General features: G+C 68.9%; 10 protein-coding genes. 9 read left to right on the top strand and 1 reads right to left on the bottom strand.

The features are described from left to right. Window positions 1-34: 34 nt before the first annotated feature. Window positions 35-484: a GNAT family N-acetyltransferase gene (locus tag AC5P7X_RS05755; RefSeq protein ID WP_171957138.1), complete on the bottom strand. Its 450-nt coding sequence runs from the start codon at window positions 482-484 to the stop codon at window positions 35-37. Between the two features lie 66 nt (window positions 485-550). Between AC5P7X_RS05755 and AC5P7X_RS05750 the strand changes: the two genes are divergently transcribed. The 9 genes from AC5P7X_RS05750 to AC5P7X_RS05710 all read left to right on the top strand — a co-directional run bounded on the left by AC5P7X_RS05750 (window position 551) and on the right by AC5P7X_RS05710 (window position 11,658). Continuing rightward, window positions 551-1,486 carry a TIGR03571 family LLM class oxidoreductase gene (locus AC5P7X_RS05750; protein ID WP_495214595.1) on the top strand — a complete coding sequence of 312 codons (936 nt, stop codon included), beginning with the start codon at window positions 551-553 and terminating at the stop codon, window positions 1,484-1,486. Window positions 1,487-1,631: 145 nt separating this feature from the next. Beyond that, window positions 1,632-1,943 carry a DUF3817 domain-containing protein gene (locus tag AC5P7X_RS05745; RefSeq protein WP_005416915.1) on the top strand — a complete coding sequence of 104 codons (312 nt, stop codon included), beginning with the start codon at window positions 1,632-1,634 and terminating at the stop codon, window positions 1,941-1,943. 154 nt (window positions 1,944-2,097) lie between these two features. Further along, window positions 2,098-3,294, top strand: coding sequence for an MFS transporter (locus tag AC5P7X_RS05740; protein ID WP_053498548.1), 1,197 nt, complete (start codon window positions 2,098-2,100; stop codon window positions 3,292-3,294). Beyond that, window positions 3,291-4,484 (top strand): isochorismate synthase, encoded by a 1,194-nt coding sequence (locus AC5P7X_RS05735; RefSeq protein WP_495214593.1) that lies wholly within the window; start codon window positions 3,291-3,293, stop codon window positions 4,482-4,484. Before AC5P7X_RS05740 ends, AC5P7X_RS05735 begins: the two co-directional genes overlap by 4 nt. Further along, window positions 4,481-6,133, top strand: coding sequence for a (2,3-dihydroxybenzoyl)adenylate synthase (locus tag AC5P7X_RS05730; RefSeq protein ID WP_495214592.1), 1,653 nt, complete (start codon window positions 4,481-4,483; stop codon window positions 6,131-6,133). Before AC5P7X_RS05735 ends, AC5P7X_RS05730 begins: the two co-directional genes overlap by 4 nt. Continuing rightward, entirely contained in the window at window positions 6,133-6,765 is a 633-nt protein-coding gene (locus tag AC5P7X_RS05725; protein ID WP_495214590.1) for an isochorismatase family protein, read from the top strand. The genes AC5P7X_RS05730 and AC5P7X_RS05725 overlap by 1 nt, the downstream gene beginning before the upstream one ends. Beyond that, window positions 6,765-7,022, top strand: coding sequence for a phosphopantetheine-binding protein (locus AC5P7X_RS05720; protein WP_019659922.1), 258 nt, complete (start codon window positions 6,765-6,767; stop codon window positions 7,020-7,022). The genes AC5P7X_RS05725 and AC5P7X_RS05720 overlap by 1 nt, the downstream gene beginning before the upstream one ends. Then, window positions 7,019-10,909 carry an amino acid adenylation domain-containing protein gene (locus AC5P7X_RS05715; RefSeq protein ID WP_495214589.1) on the top strand — a complete coding sequence of 1,297 codons (3,891 nt, stop codon included), beginning with the start codon at window positions 7,019-7,021 and terminating at the stop codon, window positions 10,907-10,909. Before AC5P7X_RS05720 ends, AC5P7X_RS05715 begins: the two co-directional genes overlap by 4 nt. Then, entirely contained in the window at window positions 10,900-11,658 is a 759-nt protein-coding gene (locus AC5P7X_RS05710; RefSeq protein ID WP_495214588.1) for a 2,3-dihydro-2,3-dihydroxybenzoate dehydrogenase, read from the top strand. Before AC5P7X_RS05715 ends, AC5P7X_RS05710 begins: the two co-directional genes overlap by 10 nt. Window positions 11,659-11,721 lie beyond the last annotated feature (63 nt).

The raw sequence follows: 11,721 nt of genomic DNA, 5'->3' as shown, positions 1-11,721 counted from the left end.
CATGACGCCCCGGGCATTGGCCGGGGCCGTGCCTTCAGGCGGCTGCCCGCACCATCTGCTGGTAGACCAGTCCGTTGAACTCGCCGGCCTCACCGTCAATCACGAAGCCATAGCGCAGATAGGTCGGCACAGCGTTGAGCGATGCGCGTACGGTCAGGGCCGGCTCGCGTACCTGCGGCAGCACCGCCTCGAACAGTGCATGGCCGATGCCCTGTCCCTGGCAGCCGGGATCGACGAACAGCATCGCCAGGTGGCGACCTTCCTTCAGCTCGACCACGCCGACGATACGGCCGTCCTGCTCGGCCACCAGGATATGGTTGTCGCCGTGCAGGCGTTCACCAAACGCATCGGCGGCGGCGACATTGCCGAACGTGGCGATGCCGGTTGCGCTGAGCGAGGGCGCAACCGCCGCAGTGAACGCGGCCAGGCACACCGCGCTGATCGCGGGCAGGTCATCGACGCGGGCAGGGCGGATCGTCGGCATGCAGTGTTCTTCCCGTGGCGGGCTGCGCGTCATCGCTGCCCCGTGCCTGCACGCTAAGCTGCAGGCATGAGTGATTTCAATCCCGCGTACGCTGCGTTGTTTCCAGGGCAGGGCTTGAGCCTGGGCCTGATGACGCCGGTGGCGTCGCAGGGGCTGGCCGATCCGCATCAGGCGCGGCGCATCGCGCAGTTGGCCGACGATCTTGGTTTCGCCGCGTTGTGGGCGCGCGATGTGCCGCTGATGGTGCCCCAGGGTCCGGACGCGACAGCAAGTGCGCTGGACGATCCGTTCCTGTGGCTGGGCATGCTGGCGGCCGCGACGGGGCACATCGTGGTCGGCAGCGCGGCCATCGTGCTGCCATTGCGCCAGCCGCTGCAGGTGGCGAAGTCGGCGTTGAGCCTGGACCGGATCAGCGGCGGACGCTTCGTACTGGGCCTGGGTTCGGGTGACCGCCCGGAAGAGTTCGCCGCATTCGGCGAGGATCTGGAGGGCAGGGCGGCGACCTTCCGTGAGCGTTGGACGTTGTTGCGGGCGGCGCTGTCACCGGCCGCCGATGAGCGCACCGCCGTATTGCAGGCCACTGGTGGCTTCGACGTGCTGCCAGCGCCGGCAACCCGCATTCCGATGCTGGTGGTGGGTACCGCGCGGCAGAGCCTGCAGTGGATAGCGCGTGAGGCCGAAGGCTGGGCCACCTATCACCGCGAAGAGGCCGCACAGGAAGGGCGCATCGGCCTGTGGCAGCAGGCGCTGGCGCAGCGCGGCGGTCCAGGCAAGCCGTTCGTGCAGTCGATGCTGCTGGACCTGCAGGCAGATCCGCAGGCGCCGCCCGAGCCGCTGCCGCTGGGCCTGAAGGTCGGCCGCGATGGCCTGCGTGAGTATCTGCTGCGCGTGCATGCGCAGGGCGTGGCGCATGTGATGTTCAACCTGATCGATAACGGGCGGACGATGGATGACGTGCTGCGCGAGATCGGGGAGCAGGTTCTGCCGGATATGCCCGGGTAGGTGTCCACCTTGGTGGACACGCCGTGTTGCTGATGACGGTGCGCCCGCCGGGCATGGCCCGGCGCTACCTGCCGCGGCGTGCATCTGCGTATCATTCGCATTTGATACCCCGATGCCGGAGCCCCACGTGACCCAACGTTCCCCCATGCACCCGACCGGACGGCTGTTCGCTGCGGTCGCTTTCATCGAGGCCGTGACTTGGGCCGGCCTGCTCATCGGCATGTGGATGAAGTACGGCCCGATGGCCAACGTGGCCCTGGTGAAGGTGTTCGGGCCGCTGCACGGCGTGGCTTTCCTCGTGTATGTGGCGGTGACGCTGCTCGCGGCGGTGCGCCTGCGCTGGCCGTGGTGGGCCAGTGCCCTGGCCCTGCTGGCAGCGATCCCGCCGCTGGTGACGCTGCCGTTGGAGTGGTGGTTCAAGCGCCGTGGCCTGCTCGGCCTGCGTGCAATGCGCTGAACCCAGTGTTGCGCGCCCATTCATGAGAATGGGTATCAAATGCAAATACGAGCCGTTATCATTGGAGGGTGGCATCTGGCCCTGAGCAGGGTCGGTGCCGGGTGGGGCGCGCAGGCGCGCCCGGCCAATCCTCTCCTGTTACGGCTGGTGTTTCATGCACGCACGTCCCGTCGTTCCCGGCTTGCCAGCGCTGGTGTTGGCTGCCCTGATTGGCACCATGGCGATGATGTCCTTCGTCGCCGTGATCGGCCCGGTGGTCCGCATGCTCGGTTTGTACGAGTGGCATGCCGGGCTGTCAGTCACCGCCGCAGGCGTGTTGTGGATGCTGGCCGCGCGCCCTTGGGGCCAGCTCAGCGACCGCATCGGCCGCAAGCGCGTGCTGATGCTGGCGATGAGTGCCTACACCGTGGTCTACATCGCGCTGGCGGTGTTCATCGACGTGGCCCTGCAGGCGGTGCCGCCGGTGCTGGTGTCAGTGCTGGTGCTGGTCGCTGCGCGCGGCCTGATCGGCCTGTTCTACGCAGCGGTGCCTCCTACCGCAGCTGCGCTGATCGCCGACAAGGCGCCGACCGGGCAGCGTGCGAAGTTCCTCGCCCGCCTGGGCAGCGCCAACGCATTGGGCATGGTGCTGGGCCCGGCTGCCGCGGGTTGGCTGGCCTATACGAACCTGTCGCTGGCGCTGTACGTGGCCGCACTGTTGCCACTGCTGGCGTTGGCGCTGCTGGCCTGGCGACTGCCGGCCACACCGCCTGTAATGGGCGTTTCCGCCCAGCGCCGCGCGCCGATGAGCCGCCTCGACCCGCGCCTGCGCCTGCCGCAGCTGGCGGCGTTCATCGCCATGGTTTCCGTGACCATCGCGCAGGTCACGGTTGGCTTCTTCGCGATTGATCGCCTGGGCCTGGATGCGGCGGCCGGTGCGCGCATGGCCGGCATCGCGCTGACGGCGGTCGGCGTTGGCCTGATCCTGGCGCAGGCGCTGGTGATGAAGCTGGAGGTTCATCCGCGGCGCTGGATCGTCCTCGGCGCCGTGATCTCAGGCATCGGCTTTGCTTCGGTGGCGGGCGTGCAGCAGGCCTGGCAACTGCCTGCGGCCTACGCACTGGCTGCATTCGGCATGGGCTTCGTATTCCCTTCGTTCCAGGCGTTGGCCGCCGACGCGGTGGAGGCGCACGAGCAGGGCGCCGCCGCCGGTACTGTCGCTGCCGCGCAGGGACTGGGCATGGTGGCCGGGCCGATGCTCGGCACGCTGTTGTATCGCGGCGGGCCCAGCCTGCCATACCTCCTGGTCGGCGCGTTGCTGCTGTTGCTGTGCGCGCTGGCCGCAGTGCATCGGATGAAGGAGACCCCATGAACGATTCCCTGATGCAGGGCGCGTGGGCGGAGGCTGCGCCAGCGCCGCAGGAGAGCAGCGACGACGCGACGCTGTTCCTGCTGCAGCACGCTGGTCAGCACGTGCACGCACGCGGTTGCCGCGCCACGCTGCCGGCCGGTGCGCTGGCGACATTGGCCGAACGCGTTTCGGTGTTCTTTGCCCAGCAGCGCGGCGGCCCGGGCCTGCTGGTCGGCGCAGTCCCATTCGAACCCCGTGCCGACGGCGCGTTGTACCAGCCCGAGCGCCTGCTGCCAGCGCTGGCACTACAGCCACAGGCCGCGCCAGCGCTGGAGGGTGCCCTGCAGGCCGAGCCTTCGGCGCAGGCGTACGCGGCGTCGGTGGCTGCGGCGGTGCAGGCACTGCGCGCGCCCGAACTGGACCTCCAGAAGGTGGTGCTGGCGCGCAGCCTGGTGGCACGCACCCACCGGGCGCTGTCTCCGGACGTGCTGCTGGCACGGCTGGGCGCGGATCCTTCGGTGGCGACCTATGCGGTTCCGCTGCCGGTGGAAGTGGGTCAGGCGCCAGCGTGGCTGGTGGGCGCGACCCCGGAACTGCTCCTGCGCAAGCGTGGCGCCGAGCTGTTGTCGCACCCGCTGGCGGGGTCTGCGCGGCGCTGCGCCGATGCTGCCGAGGACGAGCGCGCCGCGCAGGACCTGCTGGCCTCGACCAAGGACCATGACGAGCACCGTCATGTGGTCGAGGCGATCGTCGAGGGTCTGGCACCGTATTGCAGCCACATCGATGCACAGCCGCGGCCGGCGCTGCATGCCACTGCCAGCATGTGGCATCTGGGCACACGCATCCATGCCACGCTGAAGGATCCGCACACGTCGGCCGCCGAGCTGCTGGCGCAGCTGCACCCTACGCCGGCGGTCTGCGGTACGCCGCGGATGGCGGCGCTGCAGCGCATCCGCGAGCTGGAAACGGTGCCGCGCGGCTTCTATGCCGGCGCCGTGGGCTGGTTGGATGCGCAGGGTGACGGCGACTGGTATGTGGCAATCCGCTGCGCACGCCTGCAGGGAATGCAGCTGCGCCTGTTCGCCGGCGCCGGCATCGTTGCCGACTCGCAGCCCGAGGCCGAGGTGGCCGAGACCGCTGCGAAGTTCGCCGCCCTGCTGAATGCGCTGGGTGTCCATGAATCCGCGCCTGCGATCGAGCCTGCCGCATGACTACCTCCACTGACGCTTCCCGCCTGCCACTGCAGCAGGTGTGGCCGGATGACCTGATGGCGCGCTATCGCGAGGCTGGGCATTGGCGTGGCGAGACCTTCCCGGGGTTCCTGCGCGAACGTGCAGAACGCCATGCCGATGACATTGCGGTGGTCGCCGGCGGCGTGCGCCTGAGCTATGCGCAGCTGTGGCACGAGGCCGGGCGGATCGGTGCCGGCCTGCTGACGCTCGGCCTGCAGCCAGGGGAGCGGGTGCTGGTGCAGCTGGGCAACACGGCAGGCTTCGTCACAACGGTCTGTGGCCTGTTCCGCGCCGGACTGGTGCCGGTGTACGCGTTGCCGGCACACCGCATCACCGAGCTGGTGCACTTCGCCAGCAAGGCCGAAGCCAGTGCCTACATCACCACCGGGCTGCATGATGGCTTCGACCATCGCGGACTGGCGCGGGCGCTGCAGGCCGACGTGCCGGCGGTTCGCCATGTAGTGATCGACGGCGATGCGGCGGAGTTCATTGGGCTGGAGGCACTACAGGGCGATCGCAGCCGGTTGCCGGCCGATCCGGACCCGCAGTCTGTGGCGTTCCTGCAGATTTCCGGCGGGAGCACCGGGCTGTCCAAGCTGATTCCACGCACGCACGACGACTACATCTATTCATTCCGTGCCAGCAATGAAATCTGCGGCATCGACCGCGACAGCGTCTACCTGGTCGCGCTGCCGGCCGCGCACAATTTCCCGATGAGCTCGCCGGGCTTCTTCGGCGCGTTGTACGCCGGCGCCCGCGTGGTGCTCAGCCCCGGCCCCGGGCCGGATGCCGCATTCCCGCTGATCGCCCGCGAAAAGGTGACCTGCTGCGGCCTGGTGCCGCCGCTGGCGCTGCTGTGGGCGCAGGCCGCCGCTACCGGCAAGCATGACCTGTCGAGCCTGCGGGTACTGCAGGTGGGCGGCGCCAAACTGGTGCCGGAAGCCGCACGGCGGGTGATCGACGGCCTTGGCTGCACGCTGCAGCAGGTGTTCGGCATGGCCGAAGGCCTGGTCAACTACACACGGCTGGATGATCCGGAGGACCTGATCGTGGCCTGCCAGGGCCGGCCGATCAGTCCGGACGACGAAGTGCGCGTGGTCGATGACCATGACCAGCCGGTGGCCGAAGGCGAGGTGGGGCATCTGCTCACCCGTGGCCCGTATACCATCCGTGGCTACCACAACGATGCGGTGGCCAATGCGCGCTCGTTCACCGACGACGGCTTCTATCGCACCGGCGACCGTGTGCAGCAGCTGCCCGGAGGCTACCTGGTGGTGCAGGGCCGCGCCGGTGACCACATCAACCGTGCCGGGGAGAAAATCTCCGCCGAAGAGATCGAAGATCATCTGCTGGCGCACCCCGGCGTGTTTGATGCCGCCGTGGTCTCCATTCCCGATGAGTATCTGGGCGAGCGCAGCTGCGCCTTTGTGATCGCGCAGGGCGAACCGTTCAAGGCGCCGGCGCTGAAGGCCTGGATGCGCGGGCGCGGCCTGGCGGCGTTCAAGGTGCCCGATCAGGTCGTGTTCGTCGACAGCTTCGATACCACTGCGGTCGGCAAGATCAGCCGCCGCGAACTGCGTGCGCAGCTGCGTGCGCGTCATCTGCAACAGACAGGAGGAACGCGCTGATGGCGCTGCCCCGTATCACCGATTACCCCTTGCCGACCGCCGCTGAGCTACCGCAGGCGCGCGGACCATGGCGTCCCCGGCGCGATCGTGTCGCGCTGCTGGTGCACGACATGCAGCGTTACTTCCTGGCCGCATTCGACGCCGGCAGTACGCCCTTGCGGCCTGCGGTGGACAACATCGTGCGCCTGCTGGCGCATTGCCGTGTGCAGGGCATTCCGGTGTTCTACACCGCCCAGCATGGTGACCAGGACCGTCGCGACCGTGGCCTGCAGGCCGACCTGTGGGGGCCGGGCATGCGTCGCAGCGCCGACCATGAGCCGATCATCGAGGCGCTGGCACCGCAACCGGGCGAGCACGTGCTGGTGAAGCACCGCTACAGCGCATTCCAGCGCAGCAACCTGGAGACGCTGATGCGGGTGCGTGGGCGCGACCAGTTGCTGGTGACCGGCGTGTACGCCCATATCGGCTGCACCGCGACCGTGGTCGATGCCTTCCAGCGTGATATCGAGGCCTTCATCGCCGCTGATGCGGTGGCGGACTTCTCGCGTGCCGATCACGATCAGGCGCTGCACTGGATCGCGCGCACCTGTGGTGTGCCGATGACCACCGATCAGCTGCTGGAGGTGCTGTGATGGCTGCCATGGGTGAGGCGCTGGATCTGGAGCGGATGCGTGCCGACGTGGCGCGTGTCCTGGAGTGCACGCCGGCCGAGATCGGTGACGACGACAACCTGATCGACCTGGACCTGGATTCAATGCGCATGCTCGGCCTGGTCCTGGCCTGGGGCAACACTGGCCTTCCGCTGGAGTTCTCGCAGTTGGCCGAGCACACCACGCTGCGCCAGTGGTGGGGTGTGGTGCAGCAACTGCAGGCAGCGCAGAACGCATGAACGCCGTAGCGCTGGCCACGCCGGTGGCGTTGACCGAGGCCCAGGCTGGGCTGTGGTTTGCACAGCGGCTGGCACCGGACAATCCGTCATTCAATACCGCGCACGCGGTATGGATCGACGGCCCGCTGGACGTGGCCGCGTTCGTCGCAGCGGCAGACCAGGCTGCGCGCGAGGCCGAGGCTTTCGCATTGCGCTTTGCCGAAGGTGCCGATGGCCAGCCACTACAGTGGCATGACCCGGTACACGTGCCGCTGATTTCGGTACGCGATGTGTCCGCCGAGGCGGATCCCGCCGCTGCGGCACGCAGCCTGATGCACGCTGACCGGCTGAGCCCGGTCGATCCCACCCGCGACCGGATCAGCCAGCAGGTGCTGCTTGAACTGGGTGGGCAGCGCTGGGTCTGGTACCTGCGGGTGCATCATCTGGCTGCCGATGGCTACGGCATGGCGCTGTTCACCGATCGCGTGTGCGCGTTGTACGCCGGCCGCAAGGGTGAGCCACTGCCAGGACTGTCCGCTGTGCTGGCCGATGATGCCGCCTACCGTGCCGATCCGCGCCGCGTGCAGGCCGGGCAGTGGTGGCGTGAGCACATGCAGGGCGCACCGGCAGGCGCAGGCCTGGCCGGCACGCTCGCGGCCAGTGTCGACGCGCTGCGCTGGGTACAGCCGCTCGATGCGGCATTCCGTGAGCAGTTGCTGCAGGCTTCGGTGCGTTGGCTGCAGCCCTGGCCGGATGTGCTGGCCGCGCTGGCGGCCGAGTACCTGCGGCGGATGAGTGCCGCCGATGAAGTGGTGCTGGGCGTGCCCTACATGGGGCGGCTGGGCAACGCGTCGGCGCGGGTGCCGGCGATGGTCATGAATGTGTTGCCGCTGCGCGTGGCGGCCGGTGAGGGCAGCGTCGAGGCCTTTGCCCGGGGCCTGGGTCGCCAGCTCAGCCAGGGCCGCAGGCACGGCCGCTACCGGGGCGAGCAGCTGCGCCGGGACCTGGGCCTGGTCGGCACGCAGCAGCGCCTGCACGGCCCGCTGGTGAATGTGCAGCCGTTCTACAGGCCGCCGGCCCTGCCCGGCGTGCAGGCGGCGCTGGAGGTGCTGTGCACCGGGCCGGTGGATGACCTGGCGCTGGGTTTCCGTGGCGATGGCCAGCACCTGCTGGATCTGGAGATCGAGGCCAATCCCGCGCTGTACAGTCGCGAGGATGTCGAGGCGCACGCGGCGCGGCTGCTGAATTTCGTGTCGGCGGCGCTGCAGGCTGACGATATCGAAGCCGTACCCTTGGCCACGCCCATGGAGGCGCAAGAGGTGCTGCAGGGTTTCAACGCCACCGCGCACGCGCTTCCTGAGACGACCCTGGTTGAATTGCTGCAGCAGGGCATGGATCGGGACCCGCACGCGCCTGCGCTGGTGTTCGGCGATGCTGCCATGGATTACGCAACGCTGGAAGCGCGCAGTTTCGCGCTGGCGGCCCAGCTGCGGGCGATGGGTGTCGGCCCGGGCAGCGTGGTGGCGGTGGCATTGCCGCGCTCGCTGGCGCTGGTGATCGCGCTGGTGGCGGTGCTGCGCGCAGGCGCGGCCTACCTGCCGCTGGACCTTGCCCATCCCGACGAGCGGCTGGCGCGCATCTTCGCCTCGGCGCAGCCGGTGTGCGTTCTGGCTGCGGCGGAGGTTTCGGCGCGCATGGCCGGCGTACCGGTGCTCGCGCCGGAGCAGTGGACCGCGCTGAGCTTCGCCGCGCCGTGGGCCGATCCGGCGCCCAGCGATGCGGCCTATGTGATCTATACCTCCGGTTCGACCGGGGAACCGAAGGGCGTGGTCGTCGAACACCGTGCCATCGTCAACCGCCTGCTGTGGATGCGCGAGCACTACGGCATCCGCGCCGATGACCGCGTGCTGCAGAAAACCCCGGCCACCTTCGATGTCTCGGTCTGGGAGTTCTTCCTGCCGTTGCTGTGCGGGGCCACGCTGGTGGTTGCCGGGCCCGATGCGCATCGCGACCCCACCGAACTGGCGCGGCTGATCCGCAGGCATGGCATCACCACGGCGCATTTCGTGCCGTCGATGCTCGATGCCTTCCTCGCTGCACCGGCCTCCGAAGGCCTGCAGCTGCGACGGGTATTCACCAGTGGCGAGGCGCTGGACGCCGCGTTGCGCGACCGCTTCCACGCGCGCATGCACGCCGAGCTGCACAACCTGTACGGCCCGACCGAAGCCGCGGTGGACGTCAGCTACTGGCCGGCGTCGGCGCAGGATCGATCGCGGCCGGTGCCGATCGGCTTCCCGGTCTGGAATACCCGCCTTTACGTGCTGGACGCGCGGATGCAGCCGGTGCCGGTCGGTGTGGCCGGTGACCTTTATCTGGGCGGTGTGCAGCTGGCGCGTGGCTATCTCGGTCGCGAGGACCTGACTGCCGAACGCTTCCTTGCCGATCCTTTCCTGGCGGGCGAGCGCATCTACCGCACCGGCGACATAGCGCGCTGGCGCAGCGATGGCGCGGTGGAGTACCTGGGCCGCAGCGACCATCAGGTGAAACTGCGCGGCCTGCGCATCGAGTTGGGCGAGATCGAGGCGGCTTTGCGCGAACTGCCGGGCATGGAGCGGGTGGAAGTGCTCCTGCGCCACGACGCACCCGGCGATGCCCGGCTGGTAGCCTATGTGCCGTCGGCACTGGCCGACGCCAGCATGCTGCGCAGTCATCTGGCCACACGCGTGCCGGATTACATGGTGCCGTCCGCCTTCGTTGGCGTGGATCACTGGCCGGTGACCGCCAACGGCAAGTTGGATCGCAACGCGCTGCCCGTACCACCGCGGCAGGAGATCGCCGGGCTGGCGCCGCGCACGCCGTTGGAACAGGAGCTGGCGTCGCTGTTTGCCCAGGCACTCGGGCGAGAAGCGCCGGTGGCGGTGGATGCGGATTTCTTCAGTCTCGGCGGTGACTCACTGTCGGCGGTGCACCTGCTGCTGGCGATCGAACAGCGCTGGCGCTGCGATCTCGGTCTGGGGGCCTTGTTTGCCCAGCCCACCGTGGCCGCGCTGGCGGTTCGTATTGCCGAGCCGCCGGCGCTGGCCGATCACGCACTGGGGCCGGTGATCGCGCTGGCCGCGACCGACGCTGCCGGGCCTACGCCGCTGTTCGTGCTGCACCCGGCCGGCGGCATCGCCTGGAACTACCGCGCCCTGGCCCGGGCACTGCAGCCGGCGCGCCCGGTATATGGCCTGCAGTCGCCGGCACTGGACGCGCGGCAGCGGCTGCCGAGCAGTATCGAGGCGATGGCCAACGACTACGTACAGCGTGTGGTCGCATTGCAGCCGACGGGGGCGGTGCATCTGCTGGGCTGGTCGGTGGGTGGCATCCTCGCCCAGGCTATGGCGGTGCGACTGCATGAGATCGGGCGCGAGGTCGGCGAACTTGTACTGCTGGACGCCTATCCCAGCGAGTGCTGGCGGGCCGAGCCGGAGCCCGATGCCATCGCCGCATTGCGGGCACTGCTGGCGATTGCCGGTCATGACCCGGATGCGCATCCGGAACTGGACAGCCGGGAACGCATTCTCGCGTTCCTGCGTCGTGGCGGAAGTGCGCTGGGTAGCCTGCCGGATGTCGTGCTGGATGGCGTGGTGCGCGCCGTGACCGGCACCAATCGACTGATCCGTGAACATATCCACCGGCCGTTCGATGGCACGCTGGTGCATGTGCGTGCCGGTCGAGATCACCAGGCGCGGCCACAGTTGCAGTCGGCGTTGTGGCGGGCACACGCGCGCAGGGTGCAGTCGTTGGAACTGCCATTCCTGCACGCAGAGCTGACCGGACGCGATGCGGTGGCGCAGCTGGCGCCGTGGTTGTCGGCACGCTTGCGCCAATGGGACGAACAACAGGAGATCGCAACATGCAGTTGACCGGTTTCAAAGGCCGCGTGGCGTTGGTGACCGGCGCTGCCGGTGGCATCGGCGAGACACTGGTGCGGTTGCTGGCCGAGGCCGGTTGCACCGTAGTGGCGACCGATCGCGAGGCGCCTGTTACGGCAGATGTGCGTGTGCACACCTTTGCGCTCGACGTGACCGCCAGTGCCGCCGTGGATGGCCTGGTGGATCAGGTCGAGTCCAGCATCGGGCCGATCATGCTGGCCGCCAGCGTAGCCGGTGTGCTGCATGTGGGCGGCGTGACCGAGACCGGCGATGACGACTGGCGCCGGGTGTTCGCGGTGAACACCGACGGGGTGTTCCATGTCGGGCGTGCCCTGGCGCGGGTGATGTCGCCGCGCGGGCAGGGCGCGATGGTTACCGTCAGCTCGAATGCGGCCGGTGTGCCAAGGCATGGCATGGCCGCCTATGCGGCATCCAAGGCCGCCGCCACGATGTTCACCCGCTGCCTCGGGCTGGAGCTGGCGCCGTTGGGCATCCGCTGCAACATCGTCGCCCCGGGGTCCACGCTGACCCCGATGCAGACCGGCATGTGGCAGGACGAGCACGGCGCCGAACGGGTGATCGCCGGCAACCTTGAGACCTACAAGGCCGGCATCCCACTGCGCAAGCTGGCCACCCCGGAAGACATCGCGCACTCGGCGATGTTCCTGCTCTCCGAGCAGGCCGGGCACGTGGCCATGACCGATCTGTATGTCGACGGCGGCGCCACCCTGCGCGGCTGAGGTCCTCAGAGCCGAACCCATGACTCGGCTGATTCAGAAGGCAACCGGTGTAGCTGTGAATGC

This window comes from Stenotrophomonas sp. YJH_SMC_53, from assembly GCF_059369995.1.
This window is presented reverse-complemented; position numbering and strand designations above follow the sequence as displayed.

Excerpts from the sequence above, each read along its gene's own strand:
- AC5P7X_RS05755 (WP_171957138.1), bottom strand. The coding sequence starts at position 484 with ATGCCGACGATCCGCCCTGCCCGCGTCGATGACCTGCCCGCGATCAGC.
- AC5P7X_RS05750 (WP_495214595.1), top strand. The coding sequence starts at position 551 with ATGAGTGATTTCAATCCCGCGTACGCTGCGTTGTTTCCAGGGCAGGGC.
- AC5P7X_RS05745 (WP_005416915.1), top strand. The coding sequence starts at position 1,632 with ATGCACCCGACCGGACGGCTGTTCGCTGCGGTCGCTTTCATCGAGGCC.
- AC5P7X_RS05740 (WP_053498548.1), top strand. The coding sequence starts at position 2,098 with ATGCACGCACGTCCCGTCGTTCCCGGCTTGCCAGCGCTGGTGTTGGCT.
- AC5P7X_RS05735 (WP_495214593.1), top strand. The coding sequence starts at position 3,291 with ATGAACGATTCCCTGATGCAGGGCGCGTGGGCGGAGGCTGCGCCAGCG.
- AC5P7X_RS05730 (WP_495214592.1), top strand. The coding sequence starts at position 4,481 with ATGACTACCTCCACTGACGCTTCCCGCCTGCCACTGCAGCAGGTGTGG.
- AC5P7X_RS05725 (WP_495214590.1), top strand. The coding sequence starts at position 6,133 with ATGGCGCTGCCCCGTATCACCGATTACCCCTTGCCGACCGCCGCTGAG.
- AC5P7X_RS05720 (WP_019659922.1), top strand. The coding sequence starts at position 6,765 with ATGGCTGCCATGGGTGAGGCGCTGGATCTGGAGCGGATGCGTGCCGAC.
- AC5P7X_RS05715 (WP_495214589.1), top strand. The coding sequence starts at position 7,019 with ATGAACGCCGTAGCGCTGGCCACGCCGGTGGCGTTGACCGAGGCCCAG.
- AC5P7X_RS05710 (WP_495214588.1), top strand. The coding sequence starts at position 10,900 with ATGCAGTTGACCGGTTTCAAAGGCCGCGTGGCGTTGGTGACCGGCGCT.